The 26,293-nt window shown below is 46.3% G+C and carries 25 protein-coding genes; 14 read left to right on the forward strand and 11 right to left on the reverse strand.

Annotated elements, in window-relative coordinates:
* Positions 1–6: 6 nt before the first annotated feature.
* Positions 7–240: a hypothetical protein gene (locus VL525_RS06595; RefSeq protein ID WP_325384624.1), complete on the reverse strand. Its 234-nt coding sequence runs from the start codon at positions 238–240 to the stop codon at positions 7–9.
* Between the two features lie 4 nt (positions 241–244).
* Complete coding sequence (locus tag VL525_RS06600; protein ID WP_325384626.1) at positions 245–709, reverse strand: STAS/SEC14 domain-containing protein; 465 nt, start codon at positions 707–709, stop codon at positions 245–247.
* Positions 710–821: 112 nt separating this feature from the next.
* Between VL525_RS06600 and queG the strand changes: the two genes are divergently transcribed.
* Complete coding sequence (queG, locus tag VL525_RS06605) at positions 822–1,769, forward strand: tRNA epoxyqueuosine(34) reductase QueG (RefSeq protein WP_325384628.1); 948 nt, start codon at positions 822–824, stop codon at positions 1,767–1,769.
* A gap of 129 nt (positions 1,770–1,898) precedes the next feature.
* Here the strand turns inward: queG and VL525_RS06610 are convergent, their stop codons facing one another.
* Complete coding sequence (locus VL525_RS06610) at positions 1,899–2,981, reverse strand: exonuclease domain-containing protein (protein ID WP_325384630.1); 1,083 nt, start codon at positions 2,979–2,981, stop codon at positions 1,899–1,901.
* 116 nt (positions 2,982–3,097) lie between these two features.
* Between VL525_RS06610 and VL525_RS06615 the strand changes: the two genes are divergently transcribed.
* Both VL525_RS06615 and VL525_RS06620 read left to right on the forward strand, forming a co-directional pair.
* Positions 3,098–5,080 carry a DUF3857 domain-containing protein gene (locus VL525_RS06615; protein ID WP_325384632.1) on the forward strand — a complete coding sequence of 661 codons (1,983 nt, stop codon included), beginning with the start codon at positions 3,098–3,100 and terminating at the stop codon, positions 5,078–5,080.
* Positions 5,077–6,984 carry a DUF3857 domain-containing protein gene (locus VL525_RS06620; protein WP_325384634.1) on the forward strand — a complete coding sequence of 636 codons (1,908 nt, stop codon included), beginning with the start codon at positions 5,077–5,079 and terminating at the stop codon, positions 6,982–6,984. The genes VL525_RS06615 and VL525_RS06620 overlap by 4 nt, the downstream gene beginning before the upstream one ends.
* Here VL525_RS06620 and VL525_RS06625 read toward each other — a convergent pair whose 3' ends face one another.
* The 3 genes from VL525_RS06625 to mutS all read right to left on the reverse strand — a co-directional run bounded on the left by VL525_RS06625 (position 6,985) and on the right by mutS (position 10,552).
* The gene (locus VL525_RS06625) at positions 6,985–7,107 is read right to left on the reverse strand and encodes a hypothetical protein (protein WP_325384636.1); all 123 of its coding nucleotides are present in this window, start codon (positions 7,105–7,107) and stop codon (positions 6,985–6,987) included.
* A gap of 66 nt (positions 7,108–7,173) precedes the next feature.
* A complete protein-coding gene (locus tag VL525_RS06630) occupies positions 7,174–7,734 on the reverse strand; it encodes a C40 family peptidase (RefSeq protein ID WP_325384638.1) in 561 nt (186 codons plus the stop codon).
* A gap of 208 nt (positions 7,735–7,942) precedes the next feature.
* Positions 7,943–10,552 carry a DNA mismatch repair protein MutS gene (gene mutS / locus VL525_RS06635; protein WP_325384640.1) on the reverse strand — a complete coding sequence of 870 codons (2,610 nt, stop codon included), beginning with the start codon at positions 10,550–10,552 and terminating at the stop codon, positions 7,943–7,945.
* Between the two features lie 489 nt (positions 10,553–11,041).
* On the opposite strand from mutS, the gene VL525_RS06640 reads away from it, so the two are divergent.
* Positions 11,042–11,605, forward strand: coding sequence for a dihydrofolate reductase family protein (locus VL525_RS06640; RefSeq protein ID WP_325384642.1), 564 nt, complete (start codon positions 11,042–11,044; stop codon positions 11,603–11,605).
* Between the two features lie 38 nt (positions 11,606–11,643).
* On the opposite strand, the gene VL525_RS06645 is transcribed toward VL525_RS06640, so the two are convergent.
* Positions 11,644–13,095 carry a serine hydrolase gene (locus tag VL525_RS06645; protein ID WP_325384644.1) on the reverse strand — a complete coding sequence of 484 codons (1,452 nt, stop codon included), beginning with the start codon at positions 13,093–13,095 and terminating at the stop codon, positions 11,644–11,646.
* Positions 13,096–13,269: 174 nt separating this feature from the next.
* Positions 13,270–13,725 (reverse strand): hypothetical protein, encoded by a 456-nt coding sequence (locus VL525_RS06650; RefSeq protein ID WP_325384646.1) that lies wholly within the window; start codon positions 13,723–13,725, stop codon positions 13,270–13,272.
* Positions 13,726–13,880: 155 nt separating this feature from the next.
* Here VL525_RS06650 and VL525_RS06655 point away from each other — a divergent pair, with 155 nt between their 5' ends.
* On the forward strand, positions 13,881–14,810 hold the full coding sequence (locus VL525_RS06655; protein ID WP_325384648.1) for an alpha/beta hydrolase: 930 nt from the start codon (positions 13,881–13,883) through the stop codon (positions 14,808–14,810).
* Between the two features lie 78 nt (positions 14,811–14,888).
* On the opposite strand, the gene VL525_RS06660 is transcribed toward VL525_RS06655, so the two are convergent.
* Positions 14,889–15,818, reverse strand: coding sequence for a glycoside hydrolase family 16 protein (locus VL525_RS06660; RefSeq protein ID WP_325384650.1), 930 nt, complete (start codon positions 15,816–15,818; stop codon positions 14,889–14,891).
* 285 nt (positions 15,819–16,103) lie between these two features.
* On the opposite strand from VL525_RS06660, the gene VL525_RS06665 reads away from it, so the two are divergent.
* The 4 genes from VL525_RS06665 (at position 16,104) to VL525_RS06680 (ending at position 18,806) form a co-directional block, all read left to right on the forward strand.
* A complete protein-coding gene (locus VL525_RS06665) occupies positions 16,104–16,565 on the forward strand; it encodes a DUF2809 domain-containing protein (RefSeq protein ID WP_325384652.1) in 462 nt (153 codons plus the stop codon).
* A complete protein-coding gene (locus VL525_RS06670; RefSeq protein ID WP_325384654.1) occupies positions 16,562–17,326 on the forward strand; it encodes an oxygenase MpaB family protein in 765 nt (254 codons plus the stop codon). The genes VL525_RS06665 and VL525_RS06670 overlap by 4 nt, the downstream gene beginning before the upstream one ends.
* 196 nt (positions 17,327–17,522) lie before the next feature.
* The gene (locus tag VL525_RS06675) at positions 17,523–17,873 is read left to right on the forward strand and encodes a hypothetical protein (protein ID WP_325384656.1); all 351 of its coding nucleotides are present in this window, start codon (positions 17,523–17,525) and stop codon (positions 17,871–17,873) included.
* A 252-nt stretch (positions 17,874–18,125) separates the two neighbouring features.
* Positions 18,126–18,806 carry a DUF4397 domain-containing protein gene (locus VL525_RS06680; protein WP_325384658.1) on the forward strand — a complete coding sequence of 227 codons (681 nt, stop codon included), beginning with the start codon at positions 18,126–18,128 and terminating at the stop codon, positions 18,804–18,806.
* 81 nt (positions 18,807–18,887) lie between these two features.
* Here the strand turns inward: VL525_RS06680 and VL525_RS06685 are convergent, their stop codons facing one another.
* Positions 18,888–19,640, reverse strand: coding sequence for a hypothetical protein (locus tag VL525_RS06685; RefSeq protein ID WP_325384660.1), 753 nt, complete (start codon positions 19,638–19,640; stop codon positions 18,888–18,890).
* Positions 19,641–19,676: 36 nt separating this feature from the next.
* A complete protein-coding gene (locus tag VL525_RS06690; RefSeq protein ID WP_325384662.1) occupies positions 19,677–20,246 on the reverse strand; it encodes a DUF6252 family protein in 570 nt (189 codons plus the stop codon).
* 230 nt (positions 20,247–20,476) lie between these two features.
* Between VL525_RS06690 and VL525_RS06695 the strand changes: the two genes are divergently transcribed.
* The 5 genes from VL525_RS06695 to VL525_RS06715 all read left to right on the forward strand — a co-directional run bounded on the left by VL525_RS06695 (position 20,477) and on the right by VL525_RS06715 (position 26,273).
* Complete coding sequence (locus VL525_RS06695; protein ID WP_325384664.1) at positions 20,477–21,748, forward strand: toll/interleukin-1 receptor domain-containing protein; 1,272 nt, start codon at positions 20,477–20,479, stop codon at positions 21,746–21,748.
* A gap of 278 nt (positions 21,749–22,026) precedes the next feature.
* The gene (locus VL525_RS06700; RefSeq protein ID WP_325384666.1) at positions 22,027–23,676 is read left to right on the forward strand and encodes a hypothetical protein; all 1,650 of its coding nucleotides are present in this window, start codon (positions 22,027–22,029) and stop codon (positions 23,674–23,676) included.
* An 8-nt stretch (positions 23,677–23,684) separates the two neighbouring features.
* Positions 23,685–24,419, forward strand: a complete 735-nt coding sequence (locus VL525_RS06705; RefSeq protein ID WP_325384668.1) for a hypothetical protein — start codon at positions 23,685–23,687, stop codon at positions 24,417–24,419.
* Between the two features lie 169 nt (positions 24,420–24,588).
* Complete coding sequence (argH, locus tag VL525_RS06710) at positions 24,589–25,926, forward strand: argininosuccinate lyase (protein WP_325384670.1); 1,338 nt, start codon at positions 24,589–24,591, stop codon at positions 25,924–25,926.
* A gap of 149 nt (positions 25,927–26,075) precedes the next feature.
* Positions 26,076–26,273: a YwbE family protein gene (locus VL525_RS06715; protein WP_325384672.1), complete on the forward strand. Its 198-nt coding sequence runs from the start codon at positions 26,076–26,078 to the stop codon at positions 26,271–26,273.
* Positions 26,274–26,293: the final 20 nt, after the last annotated feature.

Genomic DNA, 26,293 nt, shown 5'->3' on the forward strand with positions numbered 1-26,293 from the left:
AAAGATTCACTTATCTGCCCCGGGCGCCCCGTCGCTATTTGATTCGTTCTCAGCCGGCGGGCCTGGGTCGCCACTATTGTTATCCGGCGTTACAGTAGGTACCTGTACATCCCCATTTTGGGGCTGACCTGTTAGCTGCGTGCCTTTTTCAAGGTCGTTGTCGCCGTCCTTATTGGTTACCGAGTCGTCCCTATTTGTTATCTGCTCGTCCTTCGGGTCCCGCGTTTGTACATGCTCCATTGCTTTATAAATTTTCACCTGCCGGACCCTGCCCCTTATTTGATGCCCGGTTGGCCACGTTTTCTTTTACATTGTCCGACGATATTTCGGCGTGTTCGGGTTCTTCGTCGTGCGAAACCCAATCGATAGCCTCATTTAATTCGCTTAGCGGGTAACCCCTCGACTCGCCGGGAATAAAATGTTTAAAAAAATCGGTAAACCATTCAACTCCTTTCTGATCGGTAACAATGGCTATTTTTTTCCACTTGCTGAAATTTTTCATACCCAGTTTAAAATCCTGCCACCACGCAGCGGCAGAGAAATTCTGCACGTCGGTTTCCAGCACAAGCAGGTAACTTATCTCTCCCTGCTTTTCCGCTAATTCCTCCATGCGGGGGATCAGCACCCTCTCATAATCTTCTTTATTTACCTCGCCGGTGGCATATATTCCCACCACATTGCCGGGCAAATCATTAATGAACTGTAACATAATCTTGTGTATTTATATTAATACAACGGCAGTAATTTGATTCTGTTTTTTATTAATTCAGCATTTGCGCAGCCGGGTGCCCCATCCGCCCGGTTATTGTATCTTTGCCCTTATGCAGCAACAACTTACCGCATACAGTAAATTGATAAAAAAGGAGGCTAAAAACCTCGGCTTTATGTTTTGCGGTATAGCTAAGGCTGATTTTTTAGAAGAGGAGGCGCCACGGCTGGAAACCTGGCTAAAGAAGGGTATGCAAGGCGAAATGCAATACATGGAAAATTATTTCGACAAGCGGCTGGACCCGCGGCTGCTGGTTGATGGCGCCAGATCGGTCATATCGCTGGGACTGAACTACTATACCGATCAAATTCAGCTCGATCCTTTGGCGCCAAAGATCTCCAAATACGCTTATGGCGACGATTACCACCAGGTGATCAAAAGTAAACTAAAGCAACTGCTTGATATTATTAATGAAAAAATAGGCGAAGTACATGGCCGCGCCTTTGTTGATTCGGCGCCTGTGCTGGATAAAGCATGGGCGAAAAAGGCCGGACTGGGCTGGATAGGTAAAAACACCAACCTGATCAACACAAAAAAAGGGTCGTTCTTTTTCCTGGCGGAGCTGATCGTCGATATTGAACTGGAGTATGATGTATCTTCAACCGCCGACCATTGCGGTACCTGCACCCGCTGCATAGACGCCTGCCCCACCGAAGCTATTGTTGCCCCTTACGTTGTTGACGGGAGCCGGTGCATATCATACCTTACCATCGAGCTAAAAAACGAGATACCGGGCGAATTTAAAGGCAAAATGGATAATTGGATGTTTGGCTGCGACGTATGCCAGGATGTATGCCCCTGGAACCGTTTTTCGGTGCTGAACCACGAGCCTGCCTTTCAACCCGAAGCTGGCCTGCTCGGTATGAATAAATACGAGTGGGAAGACATTACGGAAGACATCTTTCTGAAAGTATTTAAAAATTCGCCTGTAAAAAGGACGAAATACTCAGGGTTGAAGAGGAATATTGAGTTTTTGCGGAGTGGTGATGTAATTGGTTAACTAGCGTTGGTGATTAGTTAATTAGTGATTAGGGAATACACGCTAATAGAAAACGCCCGACGATGGATATATTCAATTGATCACAAATCACCAGTTAATTAGTCACAAATTAACTAATCACCAACCCGATCATAACCCTTTCTTAAACTTATCCCTTAAGGCACTCAGCATATCATCGTCAACGGGTTTTGCGGGGCCGTCATCCTGTTTTTTGAATTGCGGGCGGTTTTGCTGCTGGTGATAGCTCCGGTTATCCGGTTTTTGAAATTCCTTTTTTGGCTGACCTGGCTGTGGCTTTTGTTCGGCTGGTCTGGCCCCTGCTTCGACCGGCCTGGGCGGAGCAGGCCTGGCGCCGTTATCAGCCGGCCTGGGTTGAACGGGCCGTTGTTGCTGACGTTCCGCTGCTCGTTTGGCATTCCAGCGGTTGTACACTTCTTCAAGCTTTCGTTTGGTGTAAAGCGGAAAATCGCCCTGCATCATCCACGAATAATAGCTCGGTTCGGCATTGAAAACATCTTCAACCCGCTTACCTTTGTGTTTGCCAAAGTTGAACAGTTCCTCGCCTTTTTCGTTATAAACCATACGGCCCGCGAAATCGAGCGGCCTGTTCAGGTTGGTAAACTTGTGCAGCGCCTCTATATCGTTGACCACCGGTTTCGATATTTTTCCGGCTTTATCCTCCCAGTCTTTGCCTTCGTATTTCTCTACCTGCGCCAGCAAAACCTCCATGGTGGCGCGCGTGTCCGCCTCGGCGGAGTGGGCGTTGATGATCTGTTTGTTGCAATAAAAAAGGTAAGCTGCCTTCAATGTACGCTGTTCCATCTGGTGAAAGATGTTCTGCACATCCACAAAAAAGCGGTTCTCCAGGTCAAAATTAACGCCCACGCGTAAAAACTCTTCCATCAGCATCGGGATATCAAACTTGTTGGAATTGTACCCCGCCAGGTCGCTTTCGCCAATAAACTCTGCCACCGACGCGGCCAATGCCTCAAAAGCCGGCTCATCTTTTATATGCTCATCGTATATACCGTGTACCAGCGATGATTCAAGCGGGATAGGCATTCCGGGGTTCATTCGCCAGGTTTTTACTTCTTCGCTGCCGTCCGGGTTCATTTTGATAACAGACAATTCGACGATACGGTCGGAGCCCACATTAGTACCGGTAGATTCAATATCGAAGAAGGCCAGCGGGCGTTTTAGATTTAATTTCATTTTATAAATGCAGAGGCGTAAAGGTCATAAAAAGTTTCGAGCCGATTAAATTTTTTAAATATTTAATATATCAGCATAATTTTTTTAATTTGAACAAACCAAACTTTATGTACAATATGCGAAAATTTATACTCCTTTTTACCGTCAGCCTTATTTCATTTGCAGCATCAGCCCAGGATTTCCCGTTCGGCGAGGTAAGCCAGGAAGAGATGGATATGCAAAAATACGACAAGGATACCTCGGCCCACGCCCTTGTTTTGAACGAACATGGGCGGGCGAGGATAAGCGAAACCAGTAGCGAGGACGTTAACCTGATATTTGAACACCATATCAGGATCAAGTTTTTTGACGATAAGGAATTTGAACGATACGGAACCTTCGATATACCGATTTATAGCAGCGATGGACTAGTTTATGAAAAGTTAGTTGATGTAAAAGCGGTTACCTATTACAGGGACGATGCAGGCAACCTGCAAAAAGCAGACCTTGATCCGAAAAAGATATTCCGGGTTGAACAGGACAAACACCATACGCTGGTTAAATTTGCCATGCCCGCGTTGCGTAAAGGCTGCATTATCGAGATCAAATACGAGATCGAGTCGCCTTATTACTGGAACCACTTCCATTCGTGGATGTTCCAGGATTATCTTCCAAAACTCAATTCACAATTTGAGGCCATTATACCTGGCTTCTGGAACTATAATGCATCACTGCGTGGGTACCTGAAGCTGACCGACAGTAAAGCTACTATTGATCGCGAGTGTTTTACCTACCATGGCGCCAAAAGCGATTGTTCGCACCTTACGTTTACCATGAAAGATGTTCCGGCATTTGTTCGGGAAGAATACATGACGTCGCCCAACAATTACCTGTCCGGTGTTTATTGGCAATTGGCTGAATTTACAAACCTTCGGACGGGCGCAAAGGAAAAATATTCAAAGGATTGGAAAGACCTTGACCGCGAACTAAAGGAACAATATTGGTTCGGCGGACAACTGAAGCGGAAGGAGATGCTGAAAGATCGCGTTACTCCGGTAATAGCGGGGAAAACTGATAGCCTTGCGAAAGCTAAAGCGGTTTACACGTTTATTCAAAAAAGTTTTAAATGGAACGAAAGAGCTAACGACGGCAGTGTGGACGGGATAAAAAAAGCTTTGGATGCGCATACCGGCGACGCAGGGGATATCAACCTGGCATTGGTTAACGCACTGACTTCAGCGGGGATACCGGCCGAGGCTGTTTTGGTCTCGACGCGCGAAAATGGCTCCATCAATAAATTATATCCCACTATTAATGATTTTGATTATGTAATAGCCCGAACTTCAATTGGCGGCAAGGTGTACCTGCTGGATGCTACCGATCCCATGTTGCCCTTTGGCATGTTGCCTTTACGCTGCCTGAACGACCAGGGCAGGGTATTCAATGTCGATAAGCCGTCGTACTGGATGGATATGAACACCGCGCAGCGTGCCAAAACTACTTACAATATCGAACTTACCCTTGGCGATGATGGTAAGCTAAAAGGGAATATTATACGTTATTCGTCCAGCTATAGCGGTTACCTGCGGCGTAAAGAGATAAAGAAGTACAATTCGCTGGATGAATATGTGGATCATTTAAGCAGCGATATGCCGGGCACCAAAATTTTAAAGTCGGACATTGTAAATGTGGACAGCCTGGATATGCCTGTGGGCGAAACTTACCAGGTTGAGATGAATGCTTATGACGGCATGAATCACGACCGTTTTGGATTCAATCCTTTTATCATCGGCAAACTCAAAACAAACCCATTCAAACTTGCCCGGCGCGATTACCCGGTTGATATGGGTATACCCTCGGAAGAAAGGTACATTGTAACTGTTCATTTGCCGGCTCAATATACTATTGATAACCCACCGCAGGGACAGGCCTTTGCGATGGCAAGCCAGGGAGGAAGGTTTATTACCGATTTCCAAAACGATGGCAGCACATTCACTTTTTCGTATGTAACACAGATCAATAGTTCCGTTTTCGGAACGGATGAATACAACAGCCTTAAGGAACTGTTTAACCGGATAGTAACCGCGGAGAAAACCCAGTTGGAGTTTAAGAAAAAATGATGAGGCGAATACTACTTTTTTTATTGCTGATTGCCGGCATAAGGGTATCGGCCCAGAATAATTATGCTGCAAGCCTTATTCCCGGCGACTTGCTGCCGTATGCCAGCGCGGTTGTAAGGAGCGAGGAAATAACTACCGACGTTAAGGAACCGGATAATGTGACCTATCATGTAAAACGCATTATTACTGTATTGAATAAAAATGGGGATGATAAAACAAACCTGAATGTATTTTATGATAACCTTATATCGGTGAAATATATTAAAGGATTTATTTACAACGAATTCGGCAAGGTTGACCGTAAGATAAGCGAACGGGACTTTGATGACGAGGCCGTAAGCGATGGCTTTTCGCTTTTCCAGGACGACCGTGTAAAACACTATTCCAGGGCGGTAACAAGCTACCCTTACACTGTTGAAATTGAATACGAGTTGAAAGTGAAGCAAACGCTGAACTTCGCACCATGGGAGCCGCAATATGAAACCAATGTAGCAGTTGAGAAAAGTGTTTATAGTTTTTTATGCAAACCTGATTTCAACATCAGGTATAAAGAATTCAACCTGCCAGCAAAGGGCACGGTATCAACTAATAAAGACGGGGAAAAAGTATACTCCTGGACGGCTCAAAACCTGAAGGCGCGAAGGGATGAACCCTGGAGTCCGTTTGAAGACCAGTACATGATAAAACTGATGGTAGCTCCCGAAAAGTTTTATTACGATAAACATTCGGGTTCGTTTACCAACTGGCAGCAGCTGGGCAAATGGGAATATGACGACCTGCTTAAAAGCCGGGCGGATGTACCCGAGGAAACAGTGCAATACATTAAAAATCTGACTGCTGACATTACTGACCCCAAACTTAAAGCGAAAAAGATATACGAATACATGCAGCAAAAAACCCACTACATCAGCGTGCAGGTAGGTATTGGCGGTTTTCAGCCTTTTCTGGCCTCAGATGTGGATAAGCAAGGTTACGGGGATTGCAAAGCGCTGGTAAATTACACGCGGTCGTTATTAAAGGTTGCGGGTATCGACTCCTGGTATTGTGTGGTATGGGGCGACCATGAGGAGAAAAAGAGTATGCTTGGTAATTTTGCCAGCATGCAGGGCAACCATATCATTTTATGCCTGCCGTTTAAAAACGATACTACCTGGCTGGAATGTACCGCGCAGCACCTCCCTTTCGGTTTTTTGGGCGACTTTACGGATGACCGCACCGTGCTGGCCTGCACACCCAACGGAGGCAAATTGATGCGGACGCCGAAGTACGACGCAAAAGATAACCTTATTAAGCGCGATGCAGCTTTTGTATTGAATGATGCCGGTGAACTGAGCGGCGATATAGAATCTGCATTCAAGGGACTGGAATACGACGACCGCGAATCAATGATAGCAAAGGCACAAACGGAAAGGCTGAAAGATATAAAACGGTATTACCCCATCAACAACATCGACATAAAAAAACTGGATTACAAGCAGGATAAAAGCCTCGATCCGGTGACTTACGAAAATATAAAGTTGACGGCACAGGAGTATGGGGCGGTTAATGGCAGCAAATTTTATTTCCCGCTGAATTCTATCGACAGGGTTTCGCTGGGCCTGCACCAGGTGAGGAACCGTGTTAACCCTGTTTACATACCCCATGGCTACACCGAACAGGACAAAATAACTTATACCCTGCCGCAGGGCTACGTATTGGATTCAGAACCTTTAAATATAGCAATCGATAAACCATTCGGAAACTTCACCGTTACGATGAAGATGAAAGGTAGCGAACTGATCTACGACCGGAAATTTCAGCTAAAGGACGGCACCTTCAATAAGGAAGTCTATGATGATCTTCTTGACTTTTACGACAAAGTACGGGCCGCCGATAACGCCACTGTTGCGCTTGTAAAAAAATGATCAGCCGAAAATGATGATGCCAAGGATGATACCGACGATCATGATGACGTAGAGCAATATTTCTGTAGTGGCGAACTTCTTATACTTTGTCCAGAAATCGTATCTTTCCTTTTCGTCAGGCATGAGGTAAAATTAATCAATTTTTGCATGAATTAATTATTTATGGGATAAAGGCGGGTCAATATCCTCTTACTTACCGGCTGCATCGGCAACAGTATCCACCACTGAACCGCAGCGCGAAAAGTATTTGTACGTGTATGGATCGTGCAGTTTAACGATGATAACACCCTTTGTGGAACTGGCATGAACGTAATAGCCGTTCTGAAGGTAGATGCCCACATGGCTGAATTTTTTCCCATCGTAGTCAAAAAACACCAGGTCGCCTTCCTGTAATTCTTCTTCGTATTTCCGTTTAATAACGGTTACCTGCTGCCCGGTTGTACGTGGAATATTGATGCCGTAAACCTGCTGCTCCAATAAAAAAGACAGCCCCGAGCAGTCGATACCATCATGATCGAGTCCCCCAAACTTATAGGGCGTACCCATCCACTGGTCGATAAAAGCATATAGTCTGCCATTTTGAATTTGATCTTTATCTACACCCAAAAGGCTTGAATATTTTTCGGCGATGGAAGGCTGCGGAACCACAACGTCGCCGGGCTCGCCGCGCATCACCGCCTTTTTTGAATGGCAGGACGACAGGATGATAACCGCAAAGGCACAAATCAATAAGGCACACTTTTTCCCCATGGTATAAAAATACGGGGATTGCCTGCGGCGGGTTACAAAGGGTTTTTAACATTTCCACATGCCCCTTCTAAATCTCCCCCGGCAGGGGAGACTTAAGTAATCATCGTTTATTGACCTCAGCTTAGTTCGCGCTATAAGATCCGCCAATAAAACGCGACGAGTTTGCTTCGCTACGCTCGCAATGACAAAATTTGTGCGGACTTTCGGACTACCCTTTTATCACCCGCTGTATCTCGTCCAATTTCATTAAGGCCTCCACCGGGGTAAGGGTGTTAACATCGAGGTTGTTCAGCGTGTCGCGTATTTTTACCAGCACCGGGTCGTCGATGCTGAACATTTGCATCTGTACGGCCTGTTTCTGCACTTTGCGGATGCTTTCTTTGATATGTTCACCGCCGGTGCGCTCGGCTTCCAGTTTTTTGAGGATGTCGTTGGCGCGGGCCACTACTTTATGCGGCATACCGGCCAGCTTGGCTACATGGATGCCAAAGCTGTGCTCGCTGCCACCAGGAACCAGCTTGCGCAGGAAGATGATCTGGTGACCAACTTCCTTTACCGTTACGTTAAAGTTTTTGATTCGCGGGTGCGAGTTGCTTAGTTCGTTCAGCTCGTGGTAGTGCGTAGCGAACAGTGTTTTTGCGCGGGCATTAGGGTGGTTATGCAAAAATTCGGCGATGGACCAGGCGATGGAAATACCATCGTAAGTGGAAGTGCCGCGACCGATCTCGTCCAGTAATATCAGGCTGCGGTCGGACAGGTTATTAAGGATGCTGGCCGTTTCGTTCATCTCCACCATAAAGGTCGATTCGCCTGCCGAAAGATTGTCTGATGCCCCTACCCGTGTAAATATCTTATCCACCAAGCCTATCGAAACTGATTTGGCCGGCACAAAACAGCCCATCTGTGCCATCAGTACGATCAAACCCGTTTGCCTTAACAGGGCCGATTTACCGGCCATATTCGGCCCGGTAATAATAATGATCTGCTGCGATTCACTGTCCAGGTAAACATCATTGGTGATGTATTCCTCGCCGGGGGGCAGGTTCTTTTCTATCACCGGGTGTCGCCCGCCCTTAATATCAATGATACGGCTGTCGTTTATTTCCGGTTTGACGTAATAGTTTTTGATGGCTATGGTGGCAAAGTTCAGCAGCACATCCAGCCGGGCTATCAGCTGCGCGTTCAACTGTATCGGGCGAATGTATTCGGACAGCGAATAAAGCAGGTCGTTATACAAGGAAGTTTCCAGCGCCAGTATCTTTTCCTCGGCGCCTAATATCTGCTCCTCGTACTCTTTTAACTCGGGGGTAATGTAACGCTCGGCGTTTACCAGTGTTTGCTTGCGTATCCAGTCGGATGGCACTTTATCGCGATGCGCGTGTGTTACCTCCAGGTAATAGCCGAACACATTGTTAAAAGCCACTTTCAGCGAAGGTATGCCGGTTTGCTCGGCCTCTCGTTTTTGTATCTCTAACAAGTAGCCCTTCCCGCCAAAGGCGATCTTGCGCAGCCGGTCGAGTTCCTCGTTTATACCTGAATTGATAACCGAACCTTTTACCAGCATCACCGGTGGTTCGGGGTTCAATTCTTTCTCTATCTTTTCACTGATGCTGGTGCAGGGGTTTAGCTGCTCGCCAATGGCTTTCAGCGGCGCACTTTCGGCCTCCAGGCATTGTTGTTTTATCAGTTCGATTGCTTTTAGCGCCCTCTTCAGCTGGCAAACCTCGCGCGGGTTGGCGCGCTGTAAGCCTATTTTGGAGATCAGCCTTTCCAGGTCGCCTATCTGGCGGATGTTGTTTTGCAGTTCCTCGCGCAGGCGCTCCTGGCCTATAAGGTATTCCACTACGCCCAGGCGGTCGTTGATAGGTTTTATCTCCTTCAGCGGCATTACTATCCAGCGGCGCAATAGCCGCGCGCCCATGGGCGAACAGGTTTGATCCAGCACATCCACCAGCGTGGTAGCGTTTTCGTTGGATGAGCCCACCAGCTCCAGGTTGCGCACGCTGTAACGGTCGAGCCACAAGTATCGCCCCTCCTCTATCCGGCTGATGGACGATATATGCTGCAGGTTGCGATGTTCAGTCTCGTTCAGGTAATGCAAGGCAACTCCGGCTGCGGTAATGCCCAAAGCCAGCCTGTCGATGCCAAAACCTTTCAGTGATTTTACGCCGAAATGTTTCAGCAGGGTTTCCTCGGCATAATCGCCGCTATAGGGCCACTCGTCCAGTTTGTAAGTATAGTAGCGGTCGCCAAAGGCATCTATATAATCACGGTGACTGCTTTTGGGATAGATAACCTCACTCGGGTTAAAGCCCTGCAACAGCTTATCGATGTATTCGGCATTACCCTGCGCGGTCAAAAATTCACCTGTCGAAATATCGATGAAAGCCACGCCAATGCTGTTCTTGTCAAAAAACAGCGAGGCCAGGTAGTTATTGCTTTTTTGCTGCAGGATGTTATCGCTGATGGCCACGCCGGGCGTAACCAGTTCGGTAACGCCGCGCTTGACAATGGTTTTAGTGGTTTTGGGGTCCTCCAGCTGGTCGCAAATGGCCACCCGCTGCCCCGCGCGCACCAGTTTGGGCAGGTAAGTTTCCAGCGAATGGTGCGGGAAGCCGGCCAGCTCGATATGCGTAGCCGCGCCGTTAGCGCGACGGGTAAGCACAATGCCCAAAATACCCGAAGCCTTGATGGCATCCTCGCCAAAGGTCTCGTAAAAATCACCTACGCGAAACAGCAGCAGCGCACCCGGGTATTTCGCTTTTACCTGGTTGTATTGCTGCATTAACGGGGTTTCCTTAGTGTGATCTTTGGCCAACGGCTGCTATTTTTTACAATCGGCTAATTTAAGACATTGGGTGCAGGGAATGGGGATTGTGGAAAAGTCGGGGGAGTGTGGATAGTTGGGAGTCAGGAAGTCCGCGTAAGTCGGAAAGTCCGGAAGATGGTTGGCTTTTAATATTGGGCGTTCCCCGATATATCGGGGCCGCGCTGTACGTTCATACGGCTACAGGCATTAGGCGCGGGGCCGGTATACACTGCCATCGCTTACGCATTTTGTCTGAACCGGGATTAAACAGATTTAGATGATTATCGTGATCCCGGCCGCACAGCCATACCACGATGTCATGCCGAACTTGTTTCGGGACCCCACAGGATAAGTCGACGTTGTTCGGTATACTCAGCATGTGGGGTCCCGAAACAAGTTCAGCATGACGGGTACATTATATTGCACCGCCGTCCGTAAGATATTTTGAGTTCAGTTATCTATGAAAATCTTATCTTCGGGTAAACCTTCATACTCTCAATGGCAACACATCCATTTAAAGTAACGATACACATGGTTTCAAGTCTTGATGGCATTATTGCCAGAAAGGACAACAGCGTTTCGTGGTTTGAGACCGCTGATCGCTACGAGAATGGCGTTACCGTTAGCGACCAGGATGTGGCGGATTTTTTGAAGACCATCGATTGCTATGTGATGGGCTCCCATACCTACGAACATGCTTTGCAACTCTCCAAATCATATGGGTGGGCGTATGGCGATGTGCCGACGATCGTATTATCTCACCGGAACCTGCCGGTTGACAGACCGAACGTTGAAATTTATTCGGGCGACCTGCACAAACTGGTGACTGAACGGCTAAAAGCAAATTACAATCATGTTTGGGTAGCAGGAGGAGCATTACTTGCGACCGATTTTATCCGCTTAAAACTGGCGGACGAAATAAGATTATCCATTCTGCCGATAATTTTGGGCGGCGGCACCTTGTTTCTTGACCAGGTGGGACAGGAACAGGCCTTGCACCTGCAGGACGTGACCGCCTATAAAAACGGGATGGTGGAACTGCATTATGAGATAAAGAAATAGAAGGTGAAAGGCAAAAGGTTTTGCCCAGGCGCCCCCTCCTATTTTATCTTCGGCGCATCGTGCGGGCCGTTTTGGTAGATGATGGCTTTAACTACTTTGCCTTTGTCATCTTTTACAAATTCCAGTTCGATGGGGGCCACTTTTAAAAAGAACTTGTTCTGCGATTCTGGAAAAAGCTCCAGCTTACCCTGGCCTTCCGCCTGGCCGTAAAGGTGGCTACCTTCACGGGTAATGTTTAAAACCATTTTAGGCTGAAGCTGATAATCACCGGTATAGGTTTGCAGCACGGTGTCGGGTACCACGGCCGTTTTCCGAAACTGTACGTGGTACAGGCCCTTAAAACCGTAAACTTTGGCTACGCTGTTGATCACCTCGTTCATGATAGCGCCATCATCCGAATTCACCATCACCACTACGCCGTTGCCGCCCTCCATGCTACCCATATAATTACTGCGGAAACCTTCGTTGGCGCCATTGTGGTTGAAGTATTTATTACTATCCAGGTTGGCAATAAAAACGCCCATGGCAGCCTGCTTGTCAATATAAGGCGTCAGCCGTAGCCTGGTAGTTTGCTGGTCGAGCACTTTATGCGACTTACCCTCCAATGCCAGTTGCGTTTCGATAATGTATTTGGCCAGGTCGGTAGGGTTGGTCCACAACCCGGCAGCGGCTTCCTCGGGATAAGTATTGTATTTGCCCGGTATGGGTTTACCATCGGCACGGTAGCCGGTAGCCAGCAGGGAAGGTTTTTTATCAACCGGCGGCTGCTGGTAAGTGCTGCTGGTCATGCCCATAGGCTTCAGCACATTATCGTACATATATTTATTATAGGGCTGGTGCGTTACGTCCATAACAATCAATTGCGAAATGGTAATGCCACCGCCCGAATATTCGGACTTGAGGCCGGGTTCATACATGGAACGTACCGGGTCGGAATTGGCGGGCTTTTTTCCATCCAGCACCTGCACCACCGTTGGGACTGCTTTGCCCGGCGTATAACCTTCAAAGCCGTGCACGGTTAAGCCGGCTGTGTGACTGAGCAAATTAGCCATGCTTATCTTTTTACCTTTGGAAAGCGAATCGTATGGGAATTTCCAGCTGGTCAGATAGTTATTAATATCCGCATACAAGTCTATTTTTTTATCCTGCACCAGCTTCATCACCCCTACCCCGTTAAGCGACTTGCTGATAGATGCGGCCTGGAAAAGCGTTTGGGTGGTGGCAGGAACTTTCAGGCTGTCATCGGCCCAGCCGTAAGCTTTGGCCCAGGCTATTTTATAATCCTGTACAACGGCTATGCTCAGCGCCTTCACATGATAATGTTCCATGCGCTCGCGGATGGTCCATGGGCCATCGCCCTCCATCTGTATCATGCCGACAAGGTTCTTTTCAACCTCCTTTATCTTGGCACTGTCGGCGGTTTGGGCGAATGCGGCAGGCGCGGTAAGTAAGGTAAGCGCCAGGGCGACTGATAAAGTAAATGGTTTCATGCTGCGGGTGATTTAGCAGGTACAAGATAGGAATATTAGCGTCGAAAAGGGTTGTGTTTTTACAATCAATGGATTAAAATCCGTTGCTACAGGATGGGCCGAGGCTACGCCTCTTTCTTTCGGAAAGTACCATCGGCACGAACCATCTTGTAGAGCCGGGTTTCAACCCGGTCGCTATTTCAATATCATCCCAAAATAAGCCACCCATAAAATAAAAAATACCTGCATGGGTATGCGCAGCCACAGGTAGCCTACGCCGCGGCCCTGGTAAGTGGCGTTCTGGTAGTCGACGCTTTTTTGCGCGGCATTGATGTTGGCGGGTAGTACCAGCAAAAAGAAAAGGATAAGCAGATCTGCAGCAAGGCGGCGGGCATCGGGTATGCACAGGCCGATGGCGAACACTGCCTCCATAAAACCGGTAAGGTACACCAGCTGTTTTTTGGCGGGAATAAATTCGGGCACCATCATGCTCATGCCTTCGGAAAACTTAAAATGGCCCATCGCTGTGAACAGCAGCATAACTGCCATTGCGATGTTACCGGCAAAAATGTAGTTCCATTGGCGCTGGATAAACCAGCAGCCAAAAAGCACCAGTAAAAATGTGACCAGTAATACTAAAAGCGGTTTCATGCAAAAGGTTATGTAGCATGAAGTTAAGAATTTATTTGAAAAGTAAAATTGGTTATCCGGCAAGCTACCGGTTAAGATAAACCTCATTTTAAACAAGAAAAACATTGCCTGTGTGGTGGTTGAACGATAGTTTTGCTTGAACCAATTATAGTTATATGTCTAAAAAATTTACTTTTTTAATTGTCGCCTTTCTCGTTCTTGTTACCGGGAATTTGCTTGCCCAACTGCCTAAAGTGGCCTGCGGAACAGTGGAGCGGCTGGAAAATTTCCGGTCGGAATTTGTCGGCCCCCGCAATGTGGATATCTGGCTGCCTGAAGGTTATTCAGCCACCAAAAAGTACAATGTACTGTACATGCACGACGGCCAGGCGCTTTACGACAGCACGCTGATGTGGAACAAACAGGAATGGGGTGTCGACGAAACGATGTGCAAGCTGCTGAACGAAAAACGCATCAAAGACTGTATTGTCGTGGGTATTTGGAACACCGGCGCGAAAAGATTCCCGGAATATTTCCCGCAGAAGGCATTTTACAGCCTTACCCCGCAGCAGCAGGAAAAAATACTCGCCATTGGTCGCGATAAGGGTGCGCCCTTGCTGGGAAACGGGCCGGTGTCGAATAATTATCTTAAGTTCTTAGTAACTGAGCTAAAGCCTTATATCGACAGTCACTATAGTACCATGCCCGATCAGCAGCATACTTTTACTATGGGATCAAGCATGGGCGCGTTGATATCGATGTATGCTATTTGTGAATATCCCGACGTATTCAGCGGCGCTGCATGCCTGTCTACCCATTGGCCTGGTACATTTACTACAGAAGATAACCCGATACCGGCAGCGTTTTTGCAGTATTTAAAAACGCACCTGCCGTCGCCAAATAATCATAAAATATATTTCGACTACGGCAGCAAAACGCTCGACGCCATGTACAAACCGTACCAATTGCAGGCCGATACTATTATGAAAGAAGCGGGATACTCTGAAAGAAACTGGATAACCCGCGAATACCCCGGGGCCGACCATTCGGAAAATTCGTGGCGTAAAAGGCTGGATGTTCCGTTATTATTTTTATTAGGCAAGTAGACCGTTCCTCCTATTTCCTTTAAAACAAAAAAGGCATGATTTTCATCATGCCCTTCAAAATATCTTTTTTAAATGTGTTTAGTTCGAAGTGAATACTTTCACATAATCTATCGACATGGTACCGCCCTGTATGTTGGCCGTCTTTAACTGGCTGTAATATAAGCCACCGATAGGAAGGCTGAACGTGAGGTACTGCGGTTTGCCGAATAAGCTGGAAACGTAGCCACCTTTGGTTTTAGTCTCCACCAGTTTACCGTCGATGTATGAATTTAACGAGTTTTGCGTCCACTCCATTACATAGGTATGATAGCATGCTGAAAGATCCTCGGTTACCGGGTTATATAAGATACCGCCGGATACCACATTTGAATTCGCGCTTGAACCGTACGCATAATCAGTGGCATATACTTTGGTGTTGTCGCCCTGCGTTTCAGCAAAGTCTATCTCGCCGGTAGTTGGCCATGCACCGCCACCAAAACCATAAAAAAGTGAGGTAAGGCCATAGCCCGACGCCATTTTTATCCTGGCAACTATCCGCACCTTGGGAGTGGACGAGTTTGCAACAAAAGTTGATTTGCTTACCATCCATCCCGAAGTATAGTTAAAGTTTTGCATGGTGTCGTTCCCTACCGTCTTCGGTCCGCTAACGGTTTCCTTTTTTGCTGTTATTACAGCCGATCCACTGGCAATCTGTACGTTCGCCGGCTCGTAGCATTGCTCTTCCATGATCAAACCACCTTTAATAAGGTTCCATTTTGAAAGGTCGCCGGTAAAATCGTCCTCAAATGTTTTCGTCCAGCCGTGGTTGGTATAAGCGGTATCACTTACATCATAATCGCAAATTACGCTCGTAGTGTTTGGATTAGTGTATTTCCCTACGGTCCCGCCGGTGTTGCCACCGTTATTGCCGCCGTCGCCCGAACCCGTGCCATTGGCTAATTTTTTACAGCCGACAGACATTATACATAAGGAACCTAAAAGAATTGTGCAGATAAAAGTTGTTTTCATATTTAAAATATTTTTCATCCGGTAAAAATTTAACGTCAAATCGTATAATAATTGTTACCTGAAAAATGTTTTACCTTATACGTAAATAAAAGACCTATGGATACGCAAAATGTGACTTTTTTTTCGTCCAAAGGTTTAAAAAGAAATAAATATTCTAAGTTATTGATAACTAATTGCTTACCGAGAATAATTATTTCCTTTTAATTATTAGCCTTTTACACCGATTATTTAAAGAGAATAAAATATACTTTGAATTTAAAAGTACTTTTTGTTTATATTTGCAAAATGATAAAAAATGTTGAAAAGTTTTTTTTAACAGAAAGCATTACCGGTGTAAAAACCTTAAAAAAATTACGTTTAAGCTTTTCGAAAACTCATTTAGCCGCAGCTATCCTGTTGTTTTCCATTGAGTTTTGCATCGCCCGTTTTGTACACGATGCCATCATTCGCCCTTATGCAGGCGACCTGCTTGTAGTTATCCTTATCTACTTCACGATAAAAACCTTTGTCGATGCTCCTGTTTCCACGACAGTTTTCGGTGCGCTGCTATTTGCCTATGCGGTTGAAATATCCCAATATTTTCATTTGGTAAAACACCTGGGGTGGCAAGGCTCCGCATTGGCGCATATCGTACTTGGCAGTAGCTTTTCATTAATCGATATGCTGCTTTACACAATTGGCGCCGCAATTATAATTATCGCCGAAAATATGACAGCCCGGGTAAGGGCGTTTAAATATAAAATATGAAAAAATATTTTGTTGACAGGCACTCCATTGTGAGAGAGATATGGGGCAAGGCCGATACGGTGCTTTTCATTTTTGCCGGTGCTTCGGCCGAGTTTGCGTTGAACCGTTCGGTCGACTGGCTGTATTTTACAGGCCGCTTGCCTGCCGACCCGCTTGGCAGGTTGTTCAGTACGGTAAGCTACTCTCAAAAGATCATTTTTTCGGACAATGATAAGGCCCTGCAAAGCATCGACCAGATAACGGCTATCCATAAAGGTGTTGAGGCAAACCGGGGTACTAATATACCCGCTGAAGCTTATCTGGAGGTACTCTACATGCTGATAGATTATTCCATCCGCGCGTTTGAACTGATGGAACGCAAACTTACCGAAGCCGAGAAAACAGAGGTTTTTGACGTTTTTTATCGGGTCGGCTCACGCATGGGGCTGGATGGTCTTCCGGTTAATTATGCCCAATACCTGGACGAACGGGAAAAACATTTGAATGAGGGGTTGATAAAAAACCATTTTACAGCCGACCTGTACAAACAATACCGGAAACACCTTGGTGCCATACGTTATCTTATTTTGAAACAGGCCCAGGTACTTGTTGGCCCGGATCGTGTAAAACGCCTGCTTTCGCTTGGCAGTATTCAATGGCTTAAGCCTGTAGTATGGTTATATAAGGTATTTCGTAAAATACGGCTTGAAAACCTGCTGAAACTGGCCATCCTGCCGCCGGAATATGTTATGCAGGTGAAAGCGCTTGACGCAGTTTCCTGAAGCTGCCCGGCTCGTGGCAAATGAGGTGCCATTCCCGCTCTCTTCGGCCGTGCGCCAGTACAGCAATAACAACCTTAGTGTCATTTATTTTCCACCAATATTGCATTTTTAATATTTTAAGAAATAAATTTAATTAAAACATTATAAAAACAGGGGCGTTGTCATTGAAGTTAGGTTTAACAAAATGAATAACATCATGAAAAAAATAAGTGTTTTAATAACAGCAGTAGCGTTGACAGGATTTTTTGAGTTAGCGGCTGCACGAAGTACTTCGAATACGGCAAGTGATAAAACGATCGCCGGCTCATCATTGAGCCGTACGGATACCATACCTTCAAAAAAGAAAAATAAGAAAAAGGATCACCGTGATACGACGCCACCGGCCCCGGCGCCAAATCCGACACCGGCGCCAAGCCCTAATCCGCCGAATCCGAGTCCGAACCCGCCGAATCCCAATCCGAACCCAAGCCCGGCGCCAACTCAACCTACAAACCCGCCAAGCACACCGCCTTCACCTTCAGCACCAACTAACCCACCCCAGGCTTAAAATTGAGCCTGATCAAAATACGATGGCCGGAATTTATAACCGGCCATTTTTTTAAAGATCGTCCCTATGAAAAGACAGTTTTGTACTATATCCGCGACAACTTATAGCTATGCCATTCAACCGGCGTCTTATTCAGATCGCCGGCTGCACAAACCTGATTATTAAGGCATTATTCACCTTCTACGGTCCACCATGCAGTTCATTGGCTTGCCTTTTGGATCACTTACATCAAATACACTAACTAAAACAATTATGAAAACAAATTTTAACACCCGGAGCCTTAAACCGGCATCACTATTATTTTCAGCTATCACATTGGTATCCGTTGCCTTTACATCATGCACCAAAGACAAGGCAAATACAAGCTTGTCGGCTTACGTACAGGTGGCCAACTCGGCCGAGGGCTCGGCGCCCCAGGATTTTTACCTGGACAATTCGAAAGTAACCACCTCGGCAGTGGCTTACGGACAAAGCTCGACCTTTATTGAGAGCAGTGCGGGCGACCGTATGGGCGCCTTTAAAAATACCGGAACGGCCACAACCAATACCAGCGTAAGCCTGTCACTTTCGGCAGGGCAGTATTACACCGTATTTTATGTTGACGGGAACGCGCACACCACCGTACAGGACGACCGCACGGCGCCGCCATCCGGCAAAGCACGCATCCGTTTTATTAACCTGAGTTCGGCGCTGTCGTCCAACGTTGACTTTGCATTAAGCGGCGGAGCTAAACTGGCATCGGCGGTGGGTTTCAAAGGCGCATCGGACTATTATAACGTCGACCCCGCCAGCACATTTTCAATAAGCGCCAGCGGGTCATCTTCAGCGCTGGTAAGTATTCCGACAACTATTCAGGCCGGTCATATTTATACCATCTTTGTTTCCGGCGATTCAAATGCCACCCTATCATACCACCTGGTAACAGAAAGTTAATCAATTATTCTATAGTCTATAAATACCCAAAGCCCGCGCCTTAAAAAAGGCTGCGGGCTTTGGACTTATAATAAAGATCTATCAGAAATTGAGGGTTAAACCCAACATGGTTTGAAACTCGCTGATCGGCAACTTCGTCACATACCGGCCCATCACATCGGTATGATTATCATTCTTGACCGAGGGGCCCGGCGAGCTGACGTAGGCACCTTTGAGGGCAACGGTCCAGTTATCAGAGAACTTCCACCGAAGCCCGGCGCTTCCGCCATAACCTAGTACAAAAGCTGATGCCTTACGCTGGTAAAAAACAGCCGTTTGATCGGGAATGCCTGTGAGCTGAACAGAGGTTTCGGGTGTCGAGAATATTTTGATCAGGCCGCCTGATGCGCGCAGGTCCAATACAAATTTATGGTAAACAAATGAGTACTGCGGACCAATAAGGATATTCCAGTTGTGGTAACGGCCGGTTGCAGTTACCGAGGTGGCATCGGCCGAGTAAGAATTAGTGTAACCCTGCGCAAGTGCATAGGTGTCATCATAAGTCAGTTTTCCCTGGTCCTGGAATGTTAGCGTGTAACCCACAGCCAGGTTTTTATAAACGTAAACCGCCCCGTCTATACCAAATGTCACGCCTCTTTTTGCAAAGCCCGATTTATTATTACTATAATTGGTACTGCCATAGTTGCTGTTAGGGTTTGATATTCCGCCATATAAGCCTATATAACTTTTCTCATAAATTTTATTGTCCTGTGGTTTATCGTTATCCTGGGCCTGCACGCTAAATGCAGAAAATATGATAGTGATTATGGATGCTATAGATATAATTTTTTTCATGTTGTGATATGCAGAAATAGTTTCTTAAACCAGAAATTATTGGTTGTTAATGTACTGATAGGATTTATTAGTGAATTCGCCCGAGGTGATGTTGTCAACTGTTATCGAAACAACATTACCGTCTCCGTCATAAATCGTCGACCTGGAATAAAAGTTAAAAGTACCCGTGATCTGCTTTTTAACTGAGTCAACAGCGGTAACGGTAACCGATCCTGCGCCGGGTTCAATAGTGCCGTGCGGTAAGAACACGTAGTTACCATCGGACAGTTGTTGTGTATTATATTGCGCCGTAACCGTTGAACCGTCTACCGTATAAGTACCCAGCGGAAATCCCTGCGTATCGCCGGCATTGGCAACCGCTACTGAAAAAAGGACTTGTTTCTGGCTTTTGGTTCCAACGCAACTCAATGTTTTCATTTTGGTATCCGGGTTGTAGGTTATAAACATATTTACTGTATCCGGGGCCCAGGTGCTGCCATTAATATTGGCCTGGAAAGCCTTGGTAGTATAGGCTGTAGCGGTAATAGCGTCCTTGTTGCAGCTTTGTATGGCAAAAGCAAACAGTGCAGATAACAGTAAGAAGGCGGGTAGTCGAAGTTTATTCATATATTTATTTACGCTGATAACGGGATTTATACTTTTTAATTATAGCAGTCACGATTATTTTACAGCCAACTAAAGTAATCCGCCGCAAAAAAATTACTTTTTTATCGAAAACCGTAATTTAAACTGATAAAAAAATAAATATCTTCATATCTGTTTTTTTTCAGACCAAATATATGGTCAAATACGATCACAAATAATTATTTGCGACAAAGTATCTTTATTACCTAAACATGGATACGCCGGGCAAAAAGCACGATATTTTTATATGCAGCGCAAAAGAGGACAATGGTATTGCCCTGGCGATGTGTAAATTCCTGGAAGCGCAGGGCCTTGCTTGCTGGATAGCCTCGCGCGATATACAGGCCGGTAAGGATTATGCCCGGTCGATCATTGATGCCATACAATCATCATCTGTACTGGTTGTGGTATTAAGCGAACATGCGAACCTGTCGAACCATGTGCGCATCGAGGTGGAACGGGCATTCACCCATAATATAAATATCCTGCCGTTCCGGGTACAGGATGTTCAGCCTCAGCAATCCCTTGAGTATTTTCTCAGCTCGTACCATTGGCTCGATGCCATAGATGGAAAACCCGCCGATCATTTTGATGTGCTGAGCCGCAATTGCGCAGCATTGCTTGGGCGGGAATTGAAGCCTACGCGGCAAAAATCTAAACCCGGACCCGCCTTAGAAAAACCAGCCGATCGGGCTGAAGAGCTAAAACCGGAAGATATGGTTCAACCCAAACCTGCCGAACCGCCGGCGCCAAACCCAAAAGAAGAAGCGCCGGTTGAACCTTTGCCACTTGCCCCGCCTGTCGTTCCGCCTCAACGTATCATAAAAAAAGACGAATATCCACGGCCAATAAAACCGCCTGTTCCGCCTATCGGCAAAAAGAGTTTCAATAAAACATGGCTTTGGCTGGCTTTGGGCTTTGCAGGCCTTATCGCGTTGTTCTTCCTTTATAAGTCTGTTTTTCAAAAGCATACCATAACCTTTAAGAACAATACGCTGACGGCCATTTTTATTGAACTTGACGGGGACATGAAAACGATACCCTCCGGAGGGACATTTGATTATACGGCAAAGAACAAATACCACCTGCAAACACAGGCCAGCACGTATATCCTGAATTCGAAAGGAGGAATACTGGGACAGAAGATCATCTGGCACATCGACACCGTAGTGGGTTCCTGGAAAAATTTCAGTTACCCGCTATATATCGGCCCTAATTTTTTCCTGTTGAGGGTTGTCAATAATTCGCCGGCCAATATCAATTATATGAAAATGACAGCAAGCGAATTCAATTATACATTCGATTATAATATATACATACCAAATGATGGCCGGTCGTACGATATGGGTTATTTCAGGACACTTTCCGACCTGAATGTTTACATCAGGGATGCTAATAACAAGTACCTGACCTGGGATAATGGCAAAAACCTGACCTATCCCAACCTTTATAATCAATACGTCAGTTTCCCATATAAGTACTAAGCCGGTTCGCTTTTATTTGCCCAAATGGCGCCCGTTAAAAATAAACCTCCAAAAAATAATTAAAGATTAAAGGATGTAATCATAAATTAAACTTCAGGTGGAAATAATTAAACTACTGAAAATTAAGCTATTACCTATTGTTTTTTTGTGAAGTAATACTGATATTTATAATACGAGGAAAATTTGCTGAAAAACTAAAAAAATGACGACAAGCGGCCGCTTTTCATCATCATCATACATCCGTCCTTGTTTTACATGTTAAAGAAATCTTTTTTATTATGAAAAAATTTTTACTCCCGGGTGCATTGGTTTTGGCAGGTTTGCTATTTATCGGCATGTCGTTTTTTAACTTTGGTAAAGACGCCCTGACCGTAAAGATCAGCAACGCGAGCTACGTTATGCCCTCGGTTTACAAAGTTTACGCCAACCCTGAGGCGCTTAATGGCGAGTACTACTTCTTCAAGATGCTGATGACCAACAATGGCAACGCATCTATGCAGGATGTAAAAGTATCTTATGACATTCCGGGCTATATTGACTGGACCGAGCTGCAAACCATCCCTGTGATATATCCGGGGCAGCATGTGGTGATCAGGTGTTACCCCCACTTTAAGGATGATGTTGTAAAAAAGATGACCCAGTCGCAGGAGACGGGAGAGATCAAAATAGAATACAACGGCGGCAAGACAAAAAAGGAATCCTTCACCTTTAACATGATGGGCCGTAACCAGTTTGTTTATACCGACATACCGGCCGACGAGGTTACCAGCTACCCGGACATGATGCACAATACCCAACTGCTTCCATGCCTGGTTACACCCGAGGATCCTATAGTGAAGTACTACACATCACAGGTGCAGGACAAATTTATGCAGGGCGAAGCAGCTTCGGTGGAAAATGATCCGCAGAAGGCGATGCAGGGAGCAAAAGACTTTTTAGTAAAGCTTTATGCGGCAACGGTAGCAAGCCGAATGGTTTACAGCGGAACCGAAGGTATCCCGCAAAAAATGGGCGACATCAGCTCGACCGTACAAAGTGCACGCCTGCCACGAGAGGTTGTTACCGGCAATACGGGTCTTTGTATCGAATTATCGCTTTTATATGCCAGCGTGCTTAAGGCTGCAGGGCTCCATCCTGTTATTTTCCTGATACCGGGCCATGCATTTCCAGGCGTACTGGTCAACAACTATTACTTCGCGATCGAAGCTACGGGAGTAGGCGGCCAGGGCCTGGGGGGAACCATGACCCCTGAACAGGCCTTTGAAAAAGGGTCGCAGGAGCTGGCTACATTTATTGATGGCTATCAAAAAGGCGACACCCGCAATATCGTGATCGATATAAACGACCTTGAAGCCAAAGGTGTAATACCAATGGAACTGTCTGACGATGAATTCCTGCGGAAAAAGGTGGACGATATTGCCGCCACTTTTGGCGGGGGCGGCACGGCCCACACCACTGTAGTTGTTAATAATGAACACCGGGAAGGCAACAGCGGTCACAAAACCAATAATTCGGGTTCGGGTATGCGGTCTTATTCAGGCCAGATCAGTTTCAGTTATCCTGCCGGATGGCAGCGTTCGGGCAATTACCCGGTTCCGCAGGTAAACACACTTGTTACCCGCATTGTAACACCCGACCAGACGGCGGGCATCAGTGTGTGGGATATACCCGCCTCAAGTCCCGACCAGGCGCTGTACATGTTAAAAAATCAATTGGCGGCCCTTGGGCAGTACATAACTTATCAAAAGGTAAACCAGGCCAATGGCTATTCCATGTACCAGGGGTCCACAAGTTACAACGGGGGTACTTTCCGATGGGAGGGTGTATTCCGAAGCGGAGGCGATGGTGTTGTTGGCCTTACGATGGGCGGCGTCAACTTTGCCGGTTACCAGGGAGTATTTAACTCAATTATCACCACTATACGATAGGAAAAGTCATGAAAAAAATATATTTCATTTTAATAATACTTGCTTCGTGTATCAAGGTTAGTGCACAGCAGGTGGACCCGCTAAAGGAGAATATGACCTTTGATATCGACAACCTGGGTGATGGTAAAATAACCATGAGCATGACCTACAATGCAAGCCAATGGGATAATTTCCAAAAGATATATGGGTCAAATGCCCTGAACTTGCTGAAAAGGCAAATGGAGCGCTCGCTTCCGGCTTATTACCTGCAGGATTGGGATTATAAGGAAGATGCCGCCAACCGCACCTATACCCTGTCGTTCCAGGCGCTTGGGTTGGCCAAGATAGACGATAACGGCAGTTGGGTGATAGACCTTGACCAAAAGAAACCGGATATCACCAAGATGAGCGACCGCAACTATGCCATGACCACAACTTACAACTCATACGGGGTGTTGGTACAGGAACTGATCAAGATCAACCTGCCGGATGGCGCCGGGAATGTAACACAGGATAAAAATGCATTCGGGAAAGCCATATTCACGTATGAGCTATCTCCTGCGCATAAGGGATCACGCTGGATATTTCTGAGCCTTGCCGCTTTATTGATAGCAGCCGGCATAGTGCTTTACCTGAAGCCCGATATACTTGCGATGGGAAAGCACAAAGTAAAACCTTTTACCGTGGTAAGTTCGCAAGCGGCTCCGGCTGCGGTTATTACACCTGAGCCACCGGCAAACCCCAATATCGAGAAACAGGCGTAATATCATACCCAAATTCCCACAATAATTTTTTGAAGGCAGTCCAAAGGGCTGTCTTTTTGATTTTTATCATGTTAGTCCGCTTAAAAATGAGTCTTTATTGAACATTCTGTTTTCAATAGCCGACGATTAAATTGCTGAAATTTACCCCGATTTATCTCATATTTGCACTATGGCTAAAATCTGGCAAAAATCTGTCACTGTTGATGAATTGGTAGAAAATTTTACTGTAGGCCGCGACCGCGAGTTCGACGCACAGATGGCGGCGTTCGACGTTTTGGGCTCGCTGGCCCATACGCGTATGCTGCAAAGCGTTGGGTTACTTAGTGAGGATGATCTTGAACTGGTTCAGAAAGAACTGAAGTCGATATACAGGGACATTGAAGCCGGCAATTTTACCATTGAAGCCGATGTGGAAGATGTACATTCGCAGGTGGAAACATTGCTTACCCGCCGCATTGGCGATGCCGGCAAAAAGATACATAGCGGCCGGTCGCGTAACGACCAGGTTTTGGTGGATCTGAAATTGTTTTTCCGGCATGAGTTACAGGAAGTCGTCGAGCATGTGAAAGCCTTGTTCGATCTGCTGATAGAACTAAGCGAAAAACATAAAGCTGTTTTATTGCCGGGATATACCCATTTGCAGATAGCCATGCCGTCGTCCTTCGGTTTATGGTTTGGGGCCTACGCAGAAAGTTTGGTTGACGACCTGGAATTGCTGCTGGCTGCTTACAAGATCACCAATAAAAATCCGTTAGGTTCGGCTGCGGGCTATGGTTCGTCGTTTCCGTTGAACCGTACGTTAACAACACAGTTATTAGGTTTTGACAGCCTGAACTATAACGTAGTTTATGCACAGATGGGCCGCGGCAAAACAGAGCGGGTTATTGCGCAGGCGCTATCGTCTATAGCCGCCACGTTAGGCAAAATGGCGATGGATCAGACGTTATACCTGAGCCAAAACTTTGCCTTCGTAAGCTACCCGGATAAGCTGACGACCGGCAGCAGTATTATGCCGCATAAAAAGAACCCGGATGTTTGGGAAATTATGCGCGGCAAATGCAACCGCCTGCAGGCCCTGCCGACAGATGTAGCTATGATGACTATCAACCTGCCCTCAGGCTATCACCGCGAATTGCAGCTGCTAAAAGAACTATTGTTCCCGGCCTTTGCCGATATTAAAGACTGCCTGCACATGGCAACTTTTATGCTGCAAAATATTACACTAAATGCCGATATCCTGAACGACCCTAAATATGCCTACCTTTTTAGCGTTGAAGAAGTGAACCGTATGGTGCTGAACGGCACGCCTTTCCGCGATGCTTATAAGCAAGTTGGCTTGGCTATCGAGCAGGGTCAGTTCAATCCCGAAAAACAGGTAAACCATACCCACGAAGGCAGCATCGGTAACTTAATGAATAAAGAGATTACCGCTGCTTTTGACAAGTTGATTAGTGATTTTGATTTTGATAAGGTTGAGAAAGCGATTCAGGACTTGGTAAAAGATTAATTCTTGCTTTACTTAAAGAAAAAACTAACACTATATGTCATCTCGAACGATAGTGAGAGAACTTATTCGTCGTGCATAGTGGATATGCATAACGGACAAGTTTTCTCCTCGTTCCTCGTCGAAATGACAAAATGAAAAATCGATAGACTATGCAAGGTCAAAACCGCAATGATATTTTTCCCGGTCTTGAAGTAGATATTATCCTCAAAAAAGATCAGCGTTCCGGTAAGCGTACGCGCGGCTTCGTAAAGGATTTGCTAACCAGCGCTGCCTACCATTCCCGCGGCATAAAAGTGCGGCTGGAAGACGGCCAGGTGGGACGCGTTATAGAAATTTACGAAGATTGATTTTTTTTTCGCATAACTTC

The organism is Mucilaginibacter sp., from assembly GCF_035492695.1.
Classification (GTDB): domain Bacteria; phylum Bacteroidota; class Bacteroidia; order Sphingobacteriales; family Sphingobacteriaceae; genus Mucilaginibacter.